General features: G+C 63.3%; 18 protein-coding genes and 1 pseudogene. 5 read left to right on the top strand and 14 right to left on the bottom strand.

Annotated features, from left to right (window positions below; all coding sequences use genetic code 11):
* Window positions 1–274: 274 nt before the first annotated feature.
* From RTK35_RS02930 to RTK35_RS02890, 9 genes are all read right to left on the bottom strand, one after another.
* Window positions 275–1,084 carry a secretin N-terminal domain-containing protein gene (locus RTK35_RS02930; RefSeq protein WP_142010300.1) on the bottom strand — a complete coding sequence of 270 codons (810 nt, stop codon included), beginning with the start codon at window positions 1,082–1,084 and terminating at the stop codon, window positions 275–277.
* Window positions 1,081–1,710 (bottom strand): histone acetyltransferase HPA2, encoded by a 630-nt coding sequence (locus RTK35_RS02925; RefSeq protein ID WP_172433312.1) that lies wholly within the window; start codon window positions 1,708–1,710, stop codon window positions 1,081–1,083. Before RTK35_RS02925 ends, RTK35_RS02930 begins: the two co-directional genes overlap by 4 nt.
* Window positions 1,711–1,718: 8 nt before the next feature.
* Window positions 1,719–2,144, bottom strand: a complete 426-nt coding sequence (locus RTK35_RS02920; protein ID WP_279802840.1) for a GNAT family N-acetyltransferase — start codon at window positions 2,142–2,144, stop codon at window positions 1,719–1,721.
* A complete protein-coding gene (locus RTK35_RS02915; protein WP_316907335.1) occupies window positions 2,137–3,303 on the bottom strand; it encodes a cupin domain-containing protein in 1,167 nt (388 codons plus the stop codon). Before RTK35_RS02915 ends, RTK35_RS02920 begins: the two co-directional genes overlap by 8 nt.
* 61 nt (window positions 3,304–3,364) lie before the next feature.
* A complete protein-coding gene (purB, locus tag RTK35_RS02910) occupies window positions 3,365–4,735 on the bottom strand; it encodes an adenylosuccinate lyase (protein ID WP_044406289.1) in 1,371 nt (456 codons plus the stop codon).
* 108 nt (window positions 4,736–4,843) lie between these two features.
* A complete protein-coding gene (hflD, locus tag RTK35_RS02905) occupies window positions 4,844–5,464 on the bottom strand; it encodes a high frequency lysogenization protein HflD (RefSeq protein ID WP_044406292.1) in 621 nt (206 codons plus the stop codon).
* Window positions 5,464–6,579 (bottom strand): tRNA 2-thiouridine(34) synthase MnmA, encoded by a 1,116-nt coding sequence (gene mnmA, locus RTK35_RS02900; RefSeq protein ID WP_316907334.1) that lies wholly within the window; start codon window positions 6,577–6,579, stop codon window positions 5,464–5,466. The genes hflD and mnmA overlap by 1 nt, the downstream gene beginning before the upstream one ends.
* Window positions 6,580–6,640: 61 nt before the next feature.
* Window positions 6,641–7,087 (bottom strand): NUDIX hydrolase, encoded by a 447-nt coding sequence (locus RTK35_RS02895; RefSeq protein ID WP_044406298.1) that lies wholly within the window; start codon window positions 7,085–7,087, stop codon window positions 6,641–6,643.
* Between the two features lie 95 nt (window positions 7,088–7,182).
* Window positions 7,183–9,411: an NADP-dependent isocitrate dehydrogenase gene (locus RTK35_RS02890; protein ID WP_316907333.1), complete on the bottom strand. Its 2,229-nt coding sequence runs from the start codon at window positions 9,409–9,411 to the stop codon at window positions 7,183–7,185.
* A 365-nt stretch (window positions 9,412–9,776) separates the two neighbouring features.
* Between RTK35_RS02890 and icd the strand changes: the two genes are divergently transcribed.
* Window positions 9,777–11,033, top strand: a complete 1,257-nt coding sequence (gene icd, locus RTK35_RS02885; protein ID WP_044406307.1) for an NADP-dependent isocitrate dehydrogenase — start codon at window positions 9,777–9,779, stop codon at window positions 11,031–11,033.
* 79 nt (window positions 11,034–11,112) lie between these two features.
* Here icd and cspD read toward each other — a convergent pair.
* Window positions 11,113–11,371: pseudogene (gene cspD / locus RTK35_RS02880) on the bottom strand (cold shock domain-containing protein CspD); the annotation flags it as partial.
* A 227-nt stretch (window positions 11,372–11,598) separates the two neighbouring features.
* On the opposite strand from cspD, the gene clpS reads away from it, so the two are divergent.
* The gene (gene clpS / locus RTK35_RS02875; protein ID WP_044406310.1) at window positions 11,599–11,961 is read left to right on the top strand and encodes an ATP-dependent Clp protease adapter ClpS; all 363 of its coding nucleotides are present in this window, start codon (window positions 11,599–11,601) and stop codon (window positions 11,959–11,961) included.
* A gap of 28 nt (window positions 11,962–11,989) precedes the next feature.
* Window positions 11,990–14,260 (top strand): ATP-dependent Clp protease ATP-binding subunit ClpA, encoded by a 2,271-nt coding sequence (gene clpA / locus RTK35_RS02870; protein ID WP_074972572.1) that lies wholly within the window; start codon window positions 11,990–11,992, stop codon window positions 14,258–14,260.
* A 53-nt stretch (window positions 14,261–14,313) separates the two neighbouring features.
* Here the strand turns inward: clpA and infA are convergent, their stop codons facing one another.
* The 4 genes from infA to trxB all read right to left on the bottom strand — a co-directional run bounded on the left by infA (window position 14,314) and on the right by trxB (window position 17,066).
* Complete coding sequence (gene infA / locus RTK35_RS02865) at window positions 14,314–14,532, bottom strand: translation initiation factor IF-1 (protein ID WP_002553999.1); 219 nt, start codon at window positions 14,530–14,532, stop codon at window positions 14,314–14,316.
* 99 nt (window positions 14,533–14,631) lie between these two features.
* A complete protein-coding gene (locus tag RTK35_RS02860; RefSeq protein WP_044406323.1) occupies window positions 14,632–15,339 on the bottom strand; it encodes an arginyltransferase in 708 nt (235 codons plus the stop codon).
* Between the two features lie 53 nt (window positions 15,340–15,392).
* Window positions 15,393–16,076 (bottom strand): leucyl/phenylalanyl-tRNA--protein transferase, encoded by a 684-nt coding sequence (gene aat / locus RTK35_RS02855; protein ID WP_316907331.1) that lies wholly within the window; start codon window positions 16,074–16,076, stop codon window positions 15,393–15,395.
* A 36-nt stretch (window positions 16,077–16,112) separates the two neighbouring features.
* Window positions 16,113–17,066, bottom strand: coding sequence for a thioredoxin-disulfide reductase (gene trxB / locus RTK35_RS02850; RefSeq protein WP_044406328.1), 954 nt, complete (start codon window positions 17,064–17,066; stop codon window positions 16,113–16,115).
* Between the two features lie 200 nt (window positions 17,067–17,266).
* On the opposite strand from trxB, the gene ftsK reads away from it, so the two are divergent.
* On the top strand, window positions 17,267–19,696 hold the full coding sequence (ftsK, locus tag RTK35_RS02845) for a DNA translocase FtsK (protein WP_316907330.1): 2,430 nt from the start codon (window positions 17,267–17,269) through the stop codon (window positions 19,694–19,696).
* A 29-nt stretch (window positions 19,697–19,725) separates the two neighbouring features.
* Complete coding sequence (lolA, locus tag RTK35_RS02840; RefSeq protein WP_160481815.1) at window positions 19,726–20,352, top strand: outer membrane lipoprotein chaperone LolA; 627 nt, start codon at window positions 19,726–19,728, stop codon at window positions 20,350–20,352.
* The last annotated feature ends 12 nt before the right edge of the window (window positions 20,353–20,364 follow it).

Raw genomic sequence — 20,364 nt, 5'->3', positions numbered from 1 at the left:
GGGTGAAGTTTCGTCTGCCAGTTTCGCGGTGCTTCCCCGTCCCTCAGGACAACCTCGTTCCAGTCGCAACCTCGTCGCACTGCCTTTTGGGCTACACAACACGGGTCGGCTCGTCGGTCTGGAGCACGGCCCGGAGGCCCGTTTCAGGGCCCCTGGTTAGCGGGAGCGGGGCCATCATGCGCCTCAAACAAGTGTTCGTCAAACGTTTTTGTAGTGTTTTTTTGTGACTACTACAAAAGTCGTGTGTGCGACTGGATGGTCAGTTGGAGGGGGCTCAGTCGAGGCTGTCGACCTTCAGGCGCAGGGTCATGTTTTCGCTGCCCTGGGTGGTCTGGCGGTGCAGGAAACCACTGCTGTCGCTCTGGCTGGATTCGTTGACGCCGCCGACGGTGATCCATTCGCCGAGCCGGCCGCTGACGCGGGTGTCGGTGCTCTGGATGTCGATGGCGCCCGGCTGGGACTGGCTGAGGCGGTCGCGGTTGCTGCTGAGGCTGACGTGCACGGTCTGCCCGGTGACGCTGGCGGTGACGTAGAAGCCGCGGGTGACGTTGCGGTATTCGGTGTTGGTGTAGACCTGCCCATAGGGCCCGGTGCTGGCACTGGTGATGGGCACGCTCTGGCCGACCTGGATGAGGGCGGGGTAGCCCTCGGTGGCCTGGACCTGCTGGACGCCGCCGCCCCGGCTGTCGGTGCTGCGGCGGATGATGCGCACCTGGTCGCGGCCGTTGACTTCGCCACGGCCGGCCTGGACGTCGACGCCGCCGACGCTGGCCGAGCCGTTGACGCTGTAGCCCTGGTCGTCCTGGTAGTTGCTGTCGCTGGTGTCCACCGAGATCAGCAGGCGGCGTGGGGCGGTGTCGAGCTTGTCGAGCACGCCGCGCAGTTCCTGGATCTTCTGCGGGGAGGCATTGACGATCAGCTGGTTGCCGTAGGCGCTGACCCGACCTTCGTTGCCGATCACCGACTGCACCACCGGCATCACGTCCTCGGCGGTGCGGTAGTTGAGCGGGATGACTTCGGTGGCGGCCTGCAGGGGCAGGCTCAGGGCCAGGCACAGGGCGGCGAGCAGGGCGCGTGGCGTCATAGCAGGAAACTCCGCAGGTCGGGGTCGCTGACGCTCTGGTCCCAGGCCTGGTCGAACTGGACCTGGCGCAGGCGGCAGCGGCCGGGGTCGTTGTACAGGGCGTAGCCGGCGAAGCTGTCCAGCTCCGGGCGCATCAGCAGGCCACGGTCGTCCACCTGCAGGTAGGCGCACTCTTCGCTGGCGTGGTCCGGGTTGAGCCGGCGGATCTGGCTGTTGCTGGACAGGCGGCGCACGAGGTTGAGCAGGCGGTGGCCTTCCTTCACCGGGCGGGTCACGTCGCGGATCAGGATGCGCAGGCGGTTGCGCGGGTTGGCCAGGAGGAAGCGGGTGCAGGCTGTCTGGATGCTGCTGTGGTGATAGAGCCAGGCTTCCAGGTCGGGCGTGTAGAGGTTGAGGCTGCGCTGGGCCTGTTGCAGGAGCGCCAGGGCGTGGGAGCGGGCTTCCTCGGGTTTGGCGAAGCGCTGCAGGGCGTCGTGCTGGCCGAGCACGAAGGGAGCGGGTTCCCAGGGGGCGGGTTCGCGCAGGTCCGGAACCGGGTTGTGGACATCGAAACGCCCCGGTGAATGGAATTCGATGGCAGGCAGCTCGGCCTCGATCTCTTCGTTTTCCGGGACGTTCGATTCCATGGGGACCTCTATTGGCTGTCGCGCACCATATCCACGTGGGGGATGCCGGCTTCGATGAATTCCTCGCTGACCACACGGAAGCCATGGCGCTCGTAGAACGGCGTGGCGTGGACCTGGGCCGAGAGCATCTGCTGCTTGAGGCCGCGGCGCTCGGCTTCGGCGATCACCGCTTCGAGCAGGCGATCACCGACATGCAGGCCGCGCCAATCCTTGAGGACCGAAACGCGACCGATGTGGCCGTCGCGCAACAGGCGCGCGGTGCCGATGGCGTACTCGTGCTCGAGGGCGAGGAAGTGCACGGCGTCGGCATCCTCGGCATCCCACTCCTGTTCAGGCGACACGGATTGCTCGGCGATGAAGACCGCCTCGCGGATGCGTCGCAAGTCAGCGTTGTCCTTCTGCCAGTCGGCGATTCGGACGTGAATCTCACTCATCGGCAAACTCCAGACTTCCTTGCTTGATCAGTTCCCACAGAAGCTTACGCCCGTCTTCGTCGGCCAGCCATCGGCCGAGGTTCTCGATGTGCAGTGCATCGCTGGAGCACACCAGGCGCAGCAGTTCGCGCAGGGAGGAGGGCAGCAGGCGGCTCTGGCCGCTGGCGAACAGCACCAGGCCGATGTCCACTTCCGACCAGGCCATGCGCGCGCTGGGGTTGCGGATGATCACGGCGCCGTCTTCGATGGCGCCGACGAAGGCTTCTTCATCGACTTCGATGCCGGTGACCAGTTCGGGGTAGCGCGGCTCGGTCATGAACTGGCCGAACCAGGTCAGCAGCAGGCGCTCGTCGCTCATGTGCTCGGCGATCAGGGCCTTGAGGCGGTCAAGGGCGTCCTGCTGGATCTGGTGCGGGTCTTCGACCGGCTGGATGTCGGCGTCGCTGTAGCGCTCCTCGTCCGGGATGAACTGGGCGAGGAAGTCGGTGAAGTGGGTGAGCACTTCGGCGGCGCTGGGGGCGCGGAAGCCGACCGAGTAGGTCATGCAGTCGTCTTCGGCGGTGCCGAAGTGGGCGAGGCGCGGCGGCAGGTAGAGCATGTCGCCGGGTTCCAGGACCCACTCATCGGTGCCCATGAATTCGGCGAGGATGCGCAGGTCGCCGTGGGGCAGCAGCGCGCTGTCGGCGTTGCACATCTGGCCGATGCGCCAGCGGCGGTGGCCGTGGCCCTGGAGCAGGAAGACGTCGTAGTTGTCGTAGTGCGGGCCGACACCGCCTCCCGGGGCGGCGTAGCTGATCATGACGTCGTCGATGCGCCAGTTGGGCAGGAAGCGGAAGTGCTCCAGCAGTTCGCCGACTTCCGGGACGAACTGGTCGACGGACTGCACCAGCAGGGTCCAGTCGCGCTCGGGCAGGTTCTGGTAGGTGTCCTCGGCGAAGGGGCCGCGACGCAGCTCCCAGGGGCGCTCGCCGTGTTCGAGGATGATGCGCGACTCGACTTCCTCTTCCAGGGACAGGCCGGCCAGCTCATCGGGGGAGATGGGGCTTTCGAAGCCTGGGATGGCCTGGCGGATCAGCAGCGGCTTCTTCTGCCAGTAGTCACGGAGGAATTCGCGGGCAGAGATGCCGCCGAGGATTTGCAGGGGAAGATCGGAAGTCATGGCAGTGAACCTGTGAAATAAAAACGCCCGGCACGGCCGGGCGTATGGAGGCGGTTGCCCGTCAGATGCGCTTGGCCTGGGCCACGGCGTTGCCGATGTAGGCAGCCGGGGTCAGTTTGCGCAGTTCGGCCTTGGCTTCGGCAGGGATGGCCAGGCCGTCGATGAAAGTCTGCAGGGCTTCGGGGCTGATGCCCTTGCCGCGGGTCAGTTCCTTCAGCTTCTCGTAGGGGTTCTCGACACCATAACGACGCATGACGGTCTGCACCGGCTCGGCGAGGACTTCCCAGCAGGCGTCCAGGTCTTCGGCGATGCGCTGGGCGTTCAGCTCCAGCTTGCCGATGCCCTTGAGGCTGGCTTCATAGGCGATGACGCTGTGGGCGAAGCCGACGCCGAGGTTGCGCAGCACGGTGGAGTCGGTCAGGTCGCGCTGCCAGCGGGAGATCGGCAGCTTGCTGGCCAGGTGCTGGAACAGGGCGTTGGCGATGCCGAGGTTGCCTTCGGAGTTCTCGAAGTCGATCGGGTTGACCTTGTGCGGCATGGTGGAGGAGCCGATCTCGCCGGCAACGGTCTTCTGCTTGAAGTAGCCGAGGGAGATGTAGCCCCAGACGTCGCGGTCGAAGTCGATGAGGATGGTGTTGAAGCGGGCGACGGCATCGAACAGTTCGGCGATGTAGTCGTGGGGCTCGATCTGGGTGGTGTAGGGGTTCCAGGTCAGGCCCAGGTCGCCTTCGATGAATTCGCGGGCGTTGGCTTCCCAGTCGATGTCCGGGTAGGCGGACAGGTGGGCGTTGTAGTTGCCGACGGCGCCGTTGATCTTGCCGAGCAGCGGGACGGCGGCCACCTGGGCGATCTGGCGCTCCAGGCGGTAGACGACGTTGGCCATTTCCTTGCCGAGGGTGGTGGGCGAGGCGGGCTGGCCGTGGGTACGGGAGAGCATGGGGACGTCGGCGAAGCGCACGGCGAGATCGCGGATGGCATCGGCCAGCTGGCGCATGAGCGGCAGGATCACCTGGTCGCGGCCTTCGCGCAGCATCAGGGCGTGGGACAGGTTGTTGATGTCCTCGCTGGTGCAGGCGAAGTGGATGAACTCGCTGACCTTGGCCAGTTCCGGCAGCGTGGCAGCCTGCTCCTTGAGCAGGTACTCCACGGCCTTCACGTCGTGGTTGGTGGTGCGTTCGATTTCCTTGATGCGCTCGGCATGCTCGAGCTGGAAGTCTTCGGCGAGCTTGTCCAGCAGGGCGTTGGCTTCGGCGGAGAAGGGCGCCACTTCCGGGACGCCGGCGTGGGCGGCGAGGCGCTGCAGCCAGCGCACTTCGACCTGGACGCGGAAACGGATCAGGCCGTATTCACTGAAGATCGGACGCAGGGCGCTGGTTTTGCCGGCGTAGCGGCCATCGACGGGGGAAACCGCAGTGAGCGAAGAGAGCTGCATGGAGGGGGTCTCGGGCAGGTCGGTCAACGAAAAGGGCGCACATCATACATGAAAACCGACCCGGTCGCCGTGCCCGACCGGTCACCTTCCGGCGACCGGTCGCTGGGCTCACCCTCGCAGCAGGGGATAGAGCTCGGCGAGCAGCTTGCGACGGCTGAACAGCAGCTGCCAGCGGTGGCCGCCGAGCTGGCGCCAGAGGCGGGCTGAGCGGATGCCGGCGAGCAGCAGGGCGCGGATCCTGGCGGCGTTGGTGGATTGCTGCAGGTAGCGCATGTCGCCATGCACCTGGATGCGCTGGCGGAAGGTGCTGAGGGTGTCCTGGTAGAGCGAGGCACAGGAGGCGACGACATTGTCGTGGGCCGGGCCGAAGTGTTGGACCTGCTGCTGGATCTGGTCAAGGCGGCTGCCGATCTGGTCGAGCATATCGTCGCGCTTGGCCAGCTGGCGTTCGAGGGTGAGCAGCGACAGGGCGTAGCGCAGGGGCTCGCGCTGGAGGCTGGCGGGCTCGCGTTCGAGTGCGCTGACCAGGGCCTTGTAGCCGTCGCGCAGGTTGATGTCGTCGCCGCCGTACACGTCCAGGGTGCTCTTCGGGTCGCGCACCAGCAGGCTGCCGATCATGCAGGCGAGGGGGGCTTCGCTGATCTGCCCGGTCTTGGCGATGCGGTCGACCAGGGCGGCGGCTTCGAAGACGCCGCCGAGGGCAATGAGCTGTTCGTTCAACGGGGCCATCAGGTACGTTCCTCGCTGTACCAGGGCTCGGCGCTCTCGATCACGCCGCCGCCGAGGCACACCTCGCCGTCGTAGAAGACCACGGACTGGCCGGGGGTGACGGCGCGCTGGGGCTGGGCGAAGACGGCGCGGTAGCCGTCGGCGGTCTTCTCCAGGGTGCAGGCCTGGTCGGCCTGGCGGTAGCGCACCTTGGCGGTGAGCGGGCGCGGGGCGTCCAGTTCGATGGGGTTGACCCAGAAGATCTCGGAGGCGAGCAGGGCCCGGGAGAACAGCCACGGGTGCTCATTACCCTGGCCGACCACGAGGACGTTGCGGGCGACGTCCTTGGCGAGGACGTACCAGGGCTCGTCGCTGGCGTCCTTCATGCCGCCGATGCCCAGGCCCTGGCGCTGGCCGATGGTGTGGTACATGAGACCGTGGTGGCGGCCGATGACGTCGCCGTCGGTGGTCTCGATGTCACCTGGCTGGGCGGGGAGGTACTGCTTGAGGAAGTCGCTGAAGCGGCGTTCGCCGATGAAGCAGATGCCGGTGGAGTCCTTCTTCTTCGCGGTGGCCAGGCCGTGTTTCTCGGCGATGGCGCGGACTTCCGGCTTTTCCAGTTCGCCGACGGGGAACAGGGTGCGGGCGATCTCCTTGCCGCCGACGGCGTGGAGGAAGTAGCTCTGGTCCTTGTTCGGGTCCAGGCCCTTGAGCAGTTCGGTGCGACCGTCGATATCGCGGCGGCGCACGTAGTGGCCGGTGGCGATGAGGTCGGCGCCGAGCATCAGGGCGTAGTCGAGGAAGGCTTTGAACTTGATCTCGCGGTTGCAGAGGATGTCCGGGTTCGGCGTGCGGCCGGCCTTGTATTCGGCGAGGAAGTGCTCGAACACGTTGTCCCAGTACTCGGCGGCGAAGTTGGCGGTGTGCAGCTTGATGCCGATGCGGTCGCACACGGCCTGGGCGTCGGCCAGGTCTTCCTTGGCGGTGCAGTACTCGGTGCCGTCGTCCTCGTCCCAGTTCTTCATGAACAGGCCTTCCACCTGGTAGCCCTGTTCCATCAGTAGGAGAGCGGAAACCGAGGAGTCTACGCCGCCGGACATGCCGACGATGACGCGGGTGTTGGCTTTATCGGACATAGGAATCTGTTGCTGCTGCAAAAAAGAACGGGATTCTACCAGTTGCGGCGAATGGGGGCGATCAGGCCGGGTCGCGGATCAGGGCCAGCGGAAAGCGTTCACCCGCCAGGTAGTCGTCGACACAGCGCAGGACGAGGCGGCTGCGCCAGCGGTCCTGCTGGGCTGCCAGCTCGTCGCGGGTGAGCCAACGCGGGCCGATGATACCGTCGTCCAGTGCCAGGTCGGGGCGATGGCGCAGGGGGCGGGCGGCGAAGCAGACGCGCTGGTAGGTCACGCCATTGCTGGGGGCGGTGTACAGGTAGATGCCGGTGACGGCGGTGAGTTCAACCTCCCAGCCGGTCTCTTCGAGGGTTTCCCGCAGGGCGGCCTGGGGCAGTGTCTCGTCGGCTTCGAGGTGGCCGGCGGGCTGGTTCAGGACAGCCCGGCCGTCGGCTTCTTCCTCGACCAGGAGAAAGCGGCCCTGGTCTTCGACCACGGTGGCGACGGTGATGTGGGGTTGCCAGGTCATGGTGTGGCTCCTTCTGAGGGGGCGACATGTTCGCAGGGCTGCGCTGGAAAAAGAAACCCCGGGACATGCCCGGGGTTTCTGGTACTGCAGGTCGTTTAGGCGACCAGTCCGTCGATGACCGCGTTGAAGGTGGCGCTGGGGCGCATCACCTGGCTGGTCAGCTCGGGGTTGGAGCGGTAGTAGCCGCCGATTTCGGCAGGCTTGCCCTGTACGCCGTTGAGTTCGGCGACGATGGCGGCTTCCTGCTCGGTCAGGGCCTTGGCGACCGGGGCGAAGTGGGCCTTGAGTTCGGCGTCTTCGTCCTGGGCGGCCAGGGCCTGGGCCCAGTAGAGCGCCAGGTAGAAGTGGCTGCCGCGGTTGTCGATCTCACCGACCTTGCGGGACGGGGATTTGTTGTTGTCCAGCAGTTTGCCGGTGGCTTCGTCGAGGGTCTTGCCCAGCAGCTTGGCCTTGGCGTTGCCGGTCTTGATGCCTGTCTCTTCGAGGGAGACGGCCAGGGCCAGGAACTCGCCGAGGGAATCCCAGCGCAGGTAGTTCTCTTCCACCAGTTGCTGCACGTGCTTGGGCGCGGAACCGCCGGCGCCGGTTTCGTACATGCCGCCGCCCGCCATCAGCGGGACGATGGAGAGCATCTTGGCCGAGGTGCCCAGTTCCATGATGGGGAACAGGTCGGTCAGGTAGTCACGCAGGACGTTGCCGGTCACCGAGATGGTGTCCAGGCCGCGGATCATGCGTTCCATGGAGACGCGGATGGCTTCGTTGTAGCCCATCATGCGGATGTCCAGGCCGGTCAGGTCGTGGTCCTTGAGGTACAGCTCGACCTTCTTCTGCAGTTCGCGGTCGTGGGCGCGCTCCGGGTCCAGCCAGAAGATGGCCGGGGTGTTGGACTGGCGGGCACGGGTGACGGCCAGCTTGACCCAGTCGCGGATCGGGGCGTCCTTGGTCTGGCAGGCGCGCCAGATGTCGCCGGCTTCCACTTCGTGCTGCATCAGGACATTGCCGTCGGCGGCAACGACGCGCATGGTGCCGTCTGCGGTCATCTCGAAGGTCTTGTCGTGGGAGCCGTATTCCTCGGCCTTCTGCGCCATCAGGCCGACGTTCGGTACGCTGCCCATGGTGGTGGGGTCGAACGCGCCGTTGGTTTTGCAGAAGTTGATCATTTCCTGGTAGATGCGGGCGTAGGTGCTTTCCGGCATCACGGCCTTGGTGTCTTTCTGCTTGCCGTCCTTGCCCCACATCTGGCCGGAGTTGCGGATCATGGCCGGCATGGAGGCGTCGACGATCACGTCACTGGGGATGTGCAGGTTGGTGATGCCCTTGACGGAGTCGACCATCGCCATTTCGGGGCGGTGGCTGTAGACCTCGTGGATGTCGTGCAGGATCTCTTCCTGTTGGGAGGCGGGCAGGGCCTTGATCTTGTCGTAGACGCTGCTGATGCCGTTGTTCGGGTTGACGCCCAGTTCCTTGAACAGGTCGCCGTACTTGTCGAAGACGTCCTTGTAGTAAACGCTGACGGCGTGGCCGAACACGATGGGGTGGGAGACCTTCATCATGGTGGCCTTGACGTGCAGGGACCACATGACGCCGGTTTCCTTGCAGTCCTGCAGGGTCTGTTCGAAGAAGGCGCGCAGCTTCTTGCAGCTCATGAACATGCTGTCGAGCACTTCGCCATCCTGAAGGGCCAGCTTTTTCTTCAGCTCGACCTGGCCGTCCTTGCCGACGAATTCGATGCGAACGTCACCGGCCTTGGCCATGGTGATGGACTGCTCGCTGGAGAAGAAGTCGCCGCCACGCATGTAGTCGGCGTGGGAGCGGGAGGCCATGCTCCACTTGCCCATGGAGTGCGGGTGCTTGCGGGCGTACGCCTTGACGGCTGCCGGGGCGCGGCGGTCGGAGTTGCCTTCGCGCAGGACCGGGTTCACGGCGCTGCCCAGCACCTTGGTGTAGCGCGCGCGGATTTCCTTCTCTTCTTCGCTCTGCGGATCTTCAGGGAAGTTGGGGACGTTGTAGCCCAGTGCCTGGAGTTCTGCGATGGCGCCCTTCAGCTGCGGTACCGATGCGGAGATGTTCGGCAGCTTGATGATGTTGGCGTCGGCAGCGGTCGCAAGGGTCGCCAGGTAGGCCAGGTCATCCTCGATGCGCTTGTCGGCAGGGAGGGTGTCGGCGAATGTGGCGAGGATGCGTCCGGCGAGGGAGATGTCGCGGGTCTCCACGTCGATGCCGGCGGAGGCGGCGAATCCCTTGACGATGGGGAGGAGGGAGTAGGTGGCGAGCGCTGGGGCTTCGTCGGTGAAGGTGTAGGTAATCTTCGGACGGTTGGGCATTAACGTTTGACTCTCTTCTATGCTGGACGCGCACAGACTCTCGTAGCGCACCGGTAGATGCAGTCGCTCAAACGGATCCGATGTTGAGCAGTGCCGAGAATTGCCGCGGAGGGGTAATGGAGCGCCAGTAGAGCGTTGCTCGGCCCGATCATGATGGTGGTCTGGCCGCTTCAGGGTCAGTTGAGCCTGGTCCCAGACTGCTCGACCCAGGTGACCATGAGGTCACGGCGCGCAGTGTACCATTCCTTTCGGTTGGCTGGCTCTGGCACGATGTTTCGACTAAGGAAGATATGGTCGATGACCGCCCGTTTGGAGTAGGCTCACGGGCCGCAAGAGCATTCTCAAACCACAATATGGAGCTCAGCATGGGATACCAAAAGATCCAGGTTCCGGCAGTCGGTGACAAAATCACCGTTAACGCGGATATGTCCCTGAACGTACCGAATACCCCCATCATTCCCTTCATCGAGGGCGATGGTATTGGTGTCGACATCAGCCCTGTAATGATCAAGGTCGTGGACGCTGCCGTGTCCAAGGCCTATGGCGGTGAGCGCAAGATCGCTTGGATGGAGGTCTATGCCGGCGAGAAGGCCACCCAGGTCTACGATCAGGACACCTGGCTGCCCAAGGAAACCCTGGAGGCCGTGCGCGACTATGTCGTATCCATCAAGGGCCCGCTGACCACGCCGGTGGGCGGTGGCATCCGTTCCCTCAACGTGGCCCTGCGCCAGGAGCTGGATCTTTACGTTTGCCTGCGCCCCGTGCGCTGGTTCGAAGGCGTGCCGAGCCCGGTCAAGAAGCCCGGCGACGTGGACATGGTGATCTTCCGCGAGAACTCCGAAGACATCTATGCGGGTGTCGAATGGAAGGCGGGCAGCCCCGAGGCCGAGAAGGTCATCAAGTTCCTCACCGAGGAAATGGGCGTGAAGAAGATCCGCTTCACCGAGAACTGCGGTATCGGTATCAAGCCCGTTTCCGAGGAAGGCACCAAGCGCCTGGTTCGCAAGGCCCTGCAGTACGCGGTGGACAATGACCGCAGCTCCGTGACCCTTGTGCACAAGGGCAACATCATGAAATTCACCGAAGGCGCCTTCAAAGAGTGGGGCTACGAGATTGCGCGCCAGGAGTTCGGTGCCGAACTGCTGGATGGTGGGCCGTGGATGCAGTTCAAGAATCCGCGCACTGGCAAGAACATCGTGGTGAAGGACGTCATCGCCGACGCCATGCTGCAGCAGATCCTGCTGCGCCCGGCCGAGTACGACGTGATCGCGACCCTCAACCTCAACGGCGACTACCTGTCCGATGCCCTGGCGGCTGAGGTAGGGGGTATCGGTATCGCTCCGGGCGCCAACCTGTCCGACTCGGTGGCGATGTTCGAGGCGACCCACGGCACTGCGCCTAAATACGCAGGCCTGGACAAGGTGAACCCGGGGTCGGTGATTCTTTCCGCCGAAATGATGCTCCGCCACATGGGCTGGGGCGAGGCTGCGGACCTGATCATCAAGGGCGTGAACGGTGCCATTGCGGCGAAGACCGTCACCTACGACTTCGAGCGTCTGATGGACGGTGCCAAGCTGCAATCCTGCTCCGAGTTCGGCGACGCCATCATCACGCACATGTGATCGATAGGAGTGCAACAAAAAAAGGCCGGTCAACTTGACCGGCCTTTTCGTTTCCCCAGCTTTCAGGGTCAGGCTTCGACGGTGCTACCTTTGGCAGTGGCAACTGCAGTGGTGCCATGGGTGTCGCTGGTCGCCATGACAGGGCTGATGTTCACGGCATGCAGGCCCTTGGGGCCCTGGATAATGTCGAAGCTTACCGGCTGGCCAGCCTTGAGGGTCTTGTAGCCCTCCATCTGGATCGCCGAGTAATGGGCGAACAGGTCCTCATCTCGGCCTTCAGCGAGGATAAATCCATACCCCTTGGCGTTGTTGAACCACTTGACCTTACCGCTAACCATGCTGATATCCCTCTGCAAAGGACTCCATCACTGGAGTATCATCCACTACGACCCCGCGCCAGGCCCGACCGGGCGGACGAAGGTGCGGAACCCTTGATACCCGTAGGTGGGTATCCCTTGTTTGTAACACCCTTTTGCCTTTAGTCAAGGCGATGCGGCGACCGGCTGAGAAGCGGGTCAAACTCCATGGGGCGTTCCTTTCCATCGGCCAAGAAGCTTTTTCCAGCATGCATGCAAGCAGCCAGATTCGACTAACATTCAATCAGGATCACCCCGAGCACATCGGCGGTGATGATGCCGGCCTGGTGCTTCAGGAAGCCAAGCCTGCCCTGAAGGCACCATCCATGTACAAGGTGGTGATGTTCAATGATGACTACACGCCGATGGATTTCGTGGTCGAGGTGCTGGAAACCATCTTCAACCTGGACCGCGAAGTGGCGACGCGGGTCATGCTGACCGTCCATACCGAAGGGCGGGCCGTATGTGGTGTGTACACGCGCGATATTGCTGAAACCAAGGCTATGCAGGTGAATCAATACGCGAGAGAGAGCCAGCATCCGCTGCTCTGTGAGATCGAGAAGGACGGTTAATCCGGCCACTTGGGTATGAGGTGAAGCTATGTTGAACCGCGAGCTCGAAGTCACCCTCAATCTTGCCTTCAAGGAAGCACGCGCAAAACGTCATGAGTTCATGACGGTCGAGCACCTGCTGCTGGCCCTGTTGGACAATGATGCTGCTTCCGCCGTCCTCCGCGCCTGTGGCGCCAACCTGGATAAGCTCCGGCGTGACCTTCAGGAGTTCATCGACTCCACCACGCCGCTGATCCCTCAGCACGACGAGGATCGTGAAACCCAGCCGACGCTCGGCTTCCAGCGCGTCCTGCAGCGTGCAGTCTTCCACGTTCAGAGCTCCGGCAAGCGTGAAGTCACCGGTGCCAACGTGCTGGTCGCCATCTTCAGCGAGCAGGAGAGCCAGGCCGTCTTCCTGCTCAAGCAACAGAGTGTCGCCCGTATCGATGTGGTCAACTACATCGCCCATGGCATCTCCAAGGTTCCGGGTCATGGCGAGCAGCACGAAAGCGAGCAGGAAATGCAGGATGAGGAGGGCGGCGAGTCTTCTTCGGCAGGCCATCCGCTCGATGCCTATGCCAGCAACCTGAACGAGCTTGCTCGGCAAGGACGCATCGACCCGCTTGTGGGGCGCGAGAATGAGGTTGAGCGTGTAGCGCAGATCCTGGCGCGTCGTCGCAAGAACAATCCGTTGCTGGTCGGTGAGGCTGGCGTCGGCAAGACTGCCATCGCCGAGGGGCTGGCCAAGCGCATCGTGGACAACCAGGTGCCGGAGTTGCTGGCCGACAGTGTTGTCTACTCCCTGGATCTCGGTGCGTTGCTGGCCGGGACGAAATACCGTGGCGACTTCGAGAAGCGCTTCAAGGCCCTGCTGAACGAGCTGCGCAAGCGCCCCCATGCGATCCTGTTCATCGATGAGATTCACACCATCATCGGTGCGGGTGCGGCATCTGGAGGGGTGATGGATGCATCCAACCTTCTCAAGCCGCTCCTGTCCTCGGGTGAAATCCGTTGCATCGGCTCGACGACCTTCCAGGAATTCCGTGGCATTTTCGAGAAGGATCGGGCGCTGGCTCGGCGCTTCCAGAAAGTGGATGTGGTCGAGCCTTCCGTCGAGGACACCATCGGCATCCTGAAAGGGCTCAAGCCGCGCTTCGAGCAGCACCACCACATCGAGTACAGCGATGAAGCGCTGCGTGCTGCAGCAGAGCTGGCGGCTCGCTACATCAACGATCGCCACATGCCTGACAAGGCCATCGATGTGATCGATGAGGCGGGCGCCTATCAGCGCCTGCAGCCGGAAGAGAAGCGCGTGGCTCGGATCGAGGTGGCTCAGGTGGAAGATATTGTCGCGAAGATCGCGCGCATTCCGCCCAAGCACGTCACCAGTTCTGACAAGGAACTGCTGCGCAATCTCGAACGTGACCTCAAGCTCACCGTCTTCGGTCAGGATGCTGCCATCGATTCGCTGTCGACGGCCATCAAGCTCTCCCGTGCCGGTCTGAAGTCCCCGGACAAGCCAGTCGGTTCCTTCCTGTTCGCCGGCCCTACCGGCGTGGGCAAGACCGAGGTTGCACGCCAGCTGGCGAAAGCGCTGGGGATCGAGCTCGTGCGCTTCGACATGTCCGAGTACATGGAGCGGCACACCGTCTCGCGTCTCATTGGCGCGCCTCCTGGATACGTCGGGTTCGACCAGGGTGGATTGCTGACCGAGGCCATCACCAAGATGCCGCATTGCGTGCTCTTGCTGGATGAGATCGAGAAGGCGCATCCCGAGGTCTTCAACCTGCTGCTGCAGGTCATGGACCACGGCACCCTCACCGACAACAACGGGCGCAAGGCTGACTTCCGCAACGTGATCGTGATCATGACCACGAACGCCGGCGCCGAGACTGCTGCGCGAGCGTCTATTGGCTTCACCCAGCAGGACCACTCGTCCGATGCGATGGAAGTGATCAAGAAGAGCTTCACGCCCGAGTTCCGCAATCGCCTGGACACCATCATCCAGTTTGGTCGTCTGTCGATGGAGACCATCAAGAACGTGGTCGACAAGTTCCTCACCGAATTGCAGGCCCAGTTGGAGGACAAGCGTGTCCAGCTGGTTGTCAGTGACGAGGCGCGGGAATGGCTCGGTGAGCGCGGATACGATGTACAGATGGGGGCTCGCCCCATGGCTCGCCTGATCCAGGACAAGATCAAGCGCCCGTTGGCGGAGGAGATCCTCTTCGGTGAGCTGGCCGATCACGGCGGCGTGGTGCACGTCGATGTGAAGGGGGATGAGCTGGCTTTCGAGTTCGAGACGACGGCCGAGATGGCCTGATAGTCAGGCAAACGAAAAAGCCCGGCGATTGCCGGGCTTTTTTCTGGATCCGATCAGCGGGCGCGGTAGGTGATGCGGCCTTTGCTCAGATCATAGGGAGTCAGCTCGACGCGAACTTTGTCACCGGTCAGGATGCGGATGTAGTTCTTGCGCATCTTGCCGGAAATGTGCGCGGTGACGACGTGCCCGTTTTCCAACTCCACGCGGAACATGGTGTTGGGTAGGGTGTCGACGACAGTGCCTTCCATTTCGAAGCTGTCTTCTTTCGACATGCAGTAGAGCCCTCGGTATCAAAGAATGGCCGGGTGCAATCGGCGCCTGGCAAAAACGGCGTGCATTGTGCCCGAAAATGCCACCGCTCGCCAAGGGCTTCAGGTCAGAGTGACCCAGCGCTGGTTCACGAAGAGCTCGATTGGACGGTACTGGGTCTTGTAATTCATCTTGCGGCAGTTCTTGATCCAGTACCCGAGGTAGACGGCTTCAAGGCCCAGGCGCAGGGTTTCGCCGATCTGCCAGAGAATCGCAAAGCGGCCCAGGCTGCGCCGTTCTTCCGAAGGGTCGTAGAACGTGTAGACGGCGGAAAGACCGTTCGGCAGGACGTCGGTAACGGCTACTGCGACCAGGCGTCCTTGCAGGCGGAACTCGAAGAAGCGGCAGAACGAAAGATCGCGGACCAGGAAGGTCGAGAACTGGTCGCGGCTCGGGGGGTACATGTCGCCGTCGGCATGGCGTTCCTCGATGTAGCGCACGTAGAGCGCGTAGTACTCCTCGGTGAAGGAGGGTTTCACTCCGCGTACTTCGATATCCGCGTTCCGCTTGAGGATGCGGCGCTGCTGGCGGTCGGGGCTGAACGGAGCGGCGGGGATTCGGGCAGGAACGCAGGCGGTACAGCGTTGGCAGTGGGGGCGGTACAGGTGATCTCCGCTGCGGCGGAAACCCATTTCCGAGAGCTCGGCATAGACGTCCACGTCCATGGGCTGGCTGGGGTCGAGGAACAGCGTAGTGGCCTGTTCCCCGGGCAGATAGCTGCATGGGTGTGGCTGAGTGGCATAGAACTTCAAGCGGGCCAGCTCGGTCATGGCGGAACCTCGGAAAAGCCTTCCGCAAGTGTATGTCAGGGTTGGCGACTCGCCTAGGCGACGGTCCAGTCGGCGGTGTTCGGCTGGTCCAGATACAGCTGGAGGTAGCGGCCGTACTCGCTGCGGGGGATGGCGTAGGCGCCCAGGCTCTGGAGGTGCGAGGTGGGCATCTGGCAGTCGATCAATACGAATCCCCACTTGACGAGGTGGGTGGCCAGCGTGGCGAAGCCGACCTTCGAAGCATTGTCTGCCCGGCTGAACATGGATTCGCCAAAGAACAGCTTGCCGATGGCCAGGCCATAGAGGCCGCCCACCAGTTCACCGTTCAGCCTGACTTCCACCGAGTGGGCGAAGCCCCTCTGGTGCAGCTCGATATAGGCCTGTTGCATGGCGTCGGTGATCCAGGTTCCGTCTGCATAGCTGCGAGGGCCTGCGCAACCCTGGATCACGGCTGCGAAGTCCGTGTCGAAGCTCACGTCGAACCTGCCCTGGCGAAGGATTTTTGCCAGGCTGCGTGATACGTGGACTTCGTGGGGGGATAGGACGGTGCGTGGGTCGGGTGACCACCAGAGTGGCGGCTGCCCCTCCTGGAACCAAGGGAAGCAACCGTGGCGATAGGCGGCGAGGAGGCGCTCCGCGCTCAGATCGCCACCTGCCGCGAGCAAGCCGTTGGGCTCACGCAGTGCGCGCTCCAGTGGAGGGAAGTCGTAGGTTTCGCGATTGAGCCAGGTCAGCATGGAAGGGGAGGGCGGCATGGCCGCCCGGCCTCGTCGTCAGTGGCTGTCGTCGAGGAACTTCTCGGCGTCCAGGGCCGCCATGCAGCCTGCGCCTGCCGAGGTGATTGCCTGGCGATAGACGTGGTCGGCTACGTCGCCGGCGGCAAAGACACCCTCGATACTGGTCGCCGTGGCATTGCCCTCTGAGCCACCACGGATCACCAGGTAGCCGTCGCGCATTTCCAGTTGGCCCTGGAAAAGGTCGGTATTCGGTTTGTGCCCGATGGCGATGAACACGCCTGCCAGCTGCAGCTCCTGGGTGGAGCCGTCCTCGGTGCTCTTCAGGCGTACGCCGGTGACACCGGTTTTGTCGCCCAGCACCTCGTCCAGGGTCTGGTTCCAGTGCAGACGGACGTTGCCGTTGGCTGCCTTCTCGAAGAGCTTGTCCTGCAGGATCTTCTCCGAGCGCAGCTTGTCGCGGCGGTGGATCAGGTGCACTTCCTTGGCGATGTTGGACAGATAGAGCGCCTCTTCGACGGCGGTGTTGCCGCCGCCCACCACGCAGACAACCTGGTTGCGATAGAAGAAGCCGTCGCAGGTGGCGCAGGCCGAAACGCCCTTGCCGGCAAATGCCTCCTCGGATGGAAGGCCAAGGTACTGAGCGGAGGCGCCCGTGGCGATGATCAGCGCGTCACAGCTGTAGGTGCCGCTGTCGCCCTTGAGGATGAAGGGGCGTTGCTGCAACTCGGCGGTGTGGATGTGGTCGTAGAGGATCTCGGTGTCGAAGCGCTCGGCATGTTTCTGCATGCGCTCCATCAGCGCCGGGCCGGTCAGTCCCTCGACATCGCCGGGCCAGTTGTCCACCTCAGTGGTGGTGGTCAGTTGCCCGCCAGGCTGGATACCGGTGATGACGGTGGGCTTGAGGTTGGCGCGTGCAGCATACACGGCAGCGGTATAACCGGCTGGGCCGGAGCCCAGGATAATCAGGCGTGAATGCTTGACGTCGCTCATAAAAAGGCCTCATAAGTCTTTGTCACAAAAGAGAATGCGTGCTCCAATTGAGCACTGCGCAAGACGCTGCGGGCTATGCTACACCGAAGCAGGAAGCGTCAGCAAAACGCACCCGCAGCGCCGTGTGCGCTGTGGCGTCCGAGCGTTAAACCCGTACAATGGGCGTCTTTTTCGCCCCTGATCGAATCTTGGACGCGCCAATGGCGCAGGAAACCAGGCGTTTGAAGAATTCCACCCCCTCTGCCCAGATTCCAGTCTGGCGACAGCAATTGCACTCTCGCTTGAAAGAGGGAGCGCTGATTGCGCTGGGCGCCTTGTGCCTCTATCTCTGGATGGCGCTGCTTACCTACGATTCCACCGACCCGGGCTGGACCCACACCAGTAACGTCGAGCAGGTCCAGAATGCCGCTGGCCGTCTGGGCGCCTGGTCCGCCGACATCCTGTTCATGGCGCTGGGCTATTTCGCCTATGTCTTCCCGTTGCTGCTGGGAGTCAAGACGCTGCAGGTCTTCCGCCACCGTCACCAGCCCATCGACTGGAGCGGCTGGTTGTTCTCCTGGCGATTGATTGGTCTGGTCTTTCTGGTACTGGCCGGTGCCGCGCTGGCCGATATCCACTTTCAGGACAGCGTCGGCATGCCGGCTTCTGCCGGTGGCGCGTTGGGCGAGAGCCTCGCCCATCTCTCGGTCAATGCGTTGAACGTGCAGGGCAGTACGCTGCTGTTCTTTGCCCTGTTTCTGTTTGGCCTCACTGTGTTCACCGACCTGTCGTGGTTCAAGGTGATGGACCTGACCGGCAAGATCACCCTCGATCTGGTGGAGCTGATCCAGAGCCTGATCACCCGTTGGTGGAACGCCCGCATGGAGCGCAAGCAGCTGGTTGCCAAGCTCCGCGAGGTCGATTACCGCGTCACCGAGGTGGCAGCCCCGGTCGTCAAGGACACCCGCGAGCAGGCCAAGGTCAAGGAACGCCTGATCGAGCGCGAGGAATCCCTTGCCAAGCACATGACCGAGCGGGAAAGCCGTCCGGCGCCCACCATCGCACCGCCGCCACCACCCAAGCCCGCCGAGCCCAGCAAACGCGTCCAGAAGGAGAAACAGGTCCCGCTGTTCATCGACAGCGCAGTGGAAGGAACCTTGCCGCCCATCTCCCTGTTGGACGCTGCCGAGAAGAAGCAGAAGAGCTTCTCGCCGGAGTCGCTCGAGGCCATGTCGCGCCTGCTGGAGATCAAGCTGAAGGAGTTCGGCGTCGAGGTCATGGTGGAGTCCGTCCACCCGGGCCCGGTGATCACCCGCTTCGAAATCCAGCCGGCGGCTGGCGTCAAGGTCAGTCGCATCTCCAACCTGGCGAAGGACCTGGCCCGTTCCCTGGCGGTGATCAGCGTACGCGTGGTCGAGGTCATTCCCGGCAAGACCACCGTCGGTATCGAGATCCCCAACGAAGACCGGCAGATCGTGCGCTTCTCCGAAGTGCTGTCGTCCACCGAGTACGACGACGCCAAATCGCCGGTCACGCTGGCCCTGGGGCACGACATCGGCGGTCGGCCTGTCATCGCCGACCTCGCCAAGATGCCTCACCTGCTGGTGGCCGGTACCACCGGCTCCGGTAAGTCGGTGGGCGTGAACGCCATGATCCTGTCGATCCTCTTCAAGTCCACGCCGGAACAGGCGCGGATGATCATGATCGACCCCAAGATGCTCGAACTCTCCATCTATGAAGGCATCCCGCACCTGCTCTGTCCTGTGGTGACGGACATGAAGGAAGCGGCCAACGCCCTGCGCTGGAGCGTTGCCGAGATGGAGCGCCGCTACAAGCTGATGGCCGCGATGGGGGTGCGTAACCTGGCGGGCTTCAACCGCAAGGTGAAGGACGCCGAAGAGGCCGGCACGCCGCTGCCCGACCCGCTTTATCGTCGCGAGAGCATGGAAGATGAAGCACCCCTGCTGAAGCAGTTGCCCACCATCGTCGTGGTCGTCGACGAATTCGCCGACATGATGATGATCGTCGGCAAGAAGGTCGAAGAGCTCATCGCCCGTATCGCCCAGAAGGCGCGGGCAGCGGGCATCCACCTGATCCTCGCCACTCAGCGTCCGTCGGTGGATGTGATCACCGGCCTGATCAAGGCGAACATCCCCACCCGCATGGCGTTCCAGGTCTCCAGCAAGATCGACTCCCGCACCATCCTCGACCAGGGCGGCGCCGAGCAGCTGCTGGGCCACGGCGACATGCTCTACCTGCCGCCGGGCACCGGCCTGCCGATCCGTGTCCATGGCGCCTTCGTCTCCGACGACGAAGTGCACCGTGTGGTGGAAGCCTGGAAGCTGCGCGGCGCACCCGACTACATCGAAGACATCCTCGCCGGTGTGGAGGAGGGCGGTGGTGCCTCCGGGAGCTTCGAAGGTGGTGAGGGTGGTAGCGAGGGCAGCGAGGATGACCCGCTGTATGACGAAGCCGTACGTTTCGTCACCGAAAGTCGTCGTGCCTCCATCTCGGCAGTCCAGCGCAAGCTGAAGATCGGCTACAACCGCGCTGCCCGGATGATCGAAGCCATGGAGATGGCCGGCGTGGTCACTCCGATGAACTCCAACGGCTCGCGCGACGTGGTCGCTCCCGCGCCGATCCGCGATTAACCCTGAACGGTTCACTCAAGAGGATTCCCATGCGCCTGATCCGCATGCTGCTCGTCGCTGCCCTCGGCTTTGTCGCCTCCCAGGTGCAGGCAGACGACCAGGTAGCCATTTCCCGCCTGACCGAGATGCTCAACAAGGCCCAGACCATCACTGGCCGCTTTTCCCAATTGACCCTGGACGGCTCCGGCACCCAGCTGCAGGAAACCTCCGGCGAGCTGGCGCTCAAGCGACCCGGACTGTTCCGCTGGCACACCGACGAGCCCATGGAGCAGCTGCTCGTCTCCAATGGTGAGAAGGTCTGGCTGTATGACCCGGACCTGCAGCAGGTCACCATCCAGACCCTGGACCAGCGCCTGACCCACACCCCAGCCTTGCTGCTGTCCGGCGATGTTTCGAAGATCAGCGAGAACTTCGAGATCACCCACAAGGAAGGCGGTGACGTGGTCGACTTCATCCTCAAGCCGAAGGCCAAGGACACCCTGTTCGACACCCTGCGCCTGTCCTTCCGCAGCGGCGTGATCAACGACATGCAACTGATCGACAGCGTCGGCCAGCGCACCAACATCCTGTTCCTCGGGGTGAAGATGAACCAGAAACTCGATGCCGCGCAGTTCGACTTCAAGATCCCCGAAGGCGCCGACGTCATCCAGGAATAACGGAGCCCACCG

Source organism: Pseudomonas sp. zfem003 (assembly GCF_032621675.1).
GTDB lineage: Bacteria > Pseudomonadota > Gammaproteobacteria > Pseudomonadales > Pseudomonadaceae > Metapseudomonas > Metapseudomonas otitidis.
Note: the sequence above shows the minus strand (reverse complement) of the source record. Positions and strands in the feature narration are given on the sequence as shown.

Bases quoted from the DNA above. Each gene is read 5' to 3' on its own strand.
- RTK35_RS02930 (WP_142010300.1), bottom strand. From the start codon at position 1,084: ATGACGCCACGCGCCCTGCTCGCCGCCCTGTGCCTGGCCCTGAGCCTG.
- trxB (WP_044406328.1), bottom strand. From the start codon at position 17,066: ATGAGCGACGTCAAGCATTCACGCCTGATTATCCTGGGCTCCGGCCCA.
- hflD (WP_044406292.1), bottom strand. From the start codon at position 5,464: ATGGCCCCGTTGAACGAACAGCTCATTGCCCTCGGCGGCGTCTTCGAA.
- RTK35_RS02890 (WP_316907333.1), bottom strand. From the start codon at position 9,411: ATGCCCAACCGTCCGAAGATTACCTACACCTTCACCGACGAAGCCCCA.
- ftsK (WP_316907330.1), top strand. From the start codon at position 17,267: ATGGCGCAGGAAACCAGGCGTTTGAAGAATTCCACCCCCTCTGCCCAG.
- mnmA (WP_316907334.1), bottom strand. From the start codon at position 6,579: ATGTCCGATAAAGCCAACACCCGCGTCATCGTCGGCATGTCCGGCGGC.
- RTK35_RS02860 (WP_044406323.1), bottom strand. From the start codon at position 15,339: ATGACCGAGCTGGCCCGCTTGAAGTTCTATGCCACTCAGCCACACCCA.
- clpS (WP_044406310.1), top strand. From the start codon at position 11,599: ATGCATGCAAGCAGCCAGATTCGACTAACATTCAATCAGGATCACCCC.
- RTK35_RS02920 (WP_279802840.1), bottom strand. From the start codon at position 2,144: ATGAGTGAGATTCACGTCCGAATCGCCGACTGGCAGAAGGACAACGCT.
- RTK35_RS02915 (WP_316907335.1), bottom strand. From the start codon at position 3,303: ATGACTTCCGATCTTCCCCTGCAAATCCTCGGCGGCATCTCTGCCCGC.
- RTK35_RS02895 (WP_044406298.1), bottom strand. From the start codon at position 7,087: ATGACCTGGCAACCCCACATCACCGTCGCCACCGTGGTCGAAGACCAG.
- RTK35_RS02925 (WP_172433312.1), bottom strand. From the start codon at position 1,710: ATGGAATCGAACGTCCCGGAAAACGAAGAGATCGAGGCCGAGCTGCCT.
- clpA (WP_074972572.1), top strand. From the start codon at position 11,990: ATGTTGAACCGCGAGCTCGAAGTCACCCTCAATCTTGCCTTCAAGGAA.
- aat (WP_316907331.1), bottom strand. From the start codon at position 16,076: ATGCTGACCTGGCTCAATCGCGAAACCTACGACTTCCCTCCACTGGAG.
- infA (WP_002553999.1), bottom strand. From the start codon at position 14,532: ATGTCGAAAGAAGACAGCTTCGAAATGGAAGGCACTGTCGTCGACACC.
- purB (WP_044406289.1), bottom strand. From the start codon at position 4,735: ATGCAGCTCTCTTCGCTCACTGCGGTTTCCCCCGTCGATGGCCGCTAC.
- lolA (WP_160481815.1), top strand. From the start codon at position 19,726: ATGCGCCTGATCCGCATGCTGCTCGTCGCTGCCCTCGGCTTTGTCGCC.
- icd (WP_044406307.1), top strand. From the start codon at position 9,777: ATGGGATACCAAAAGATCCAGGTTCCGGCAGTCGGTGACAAAATCACC.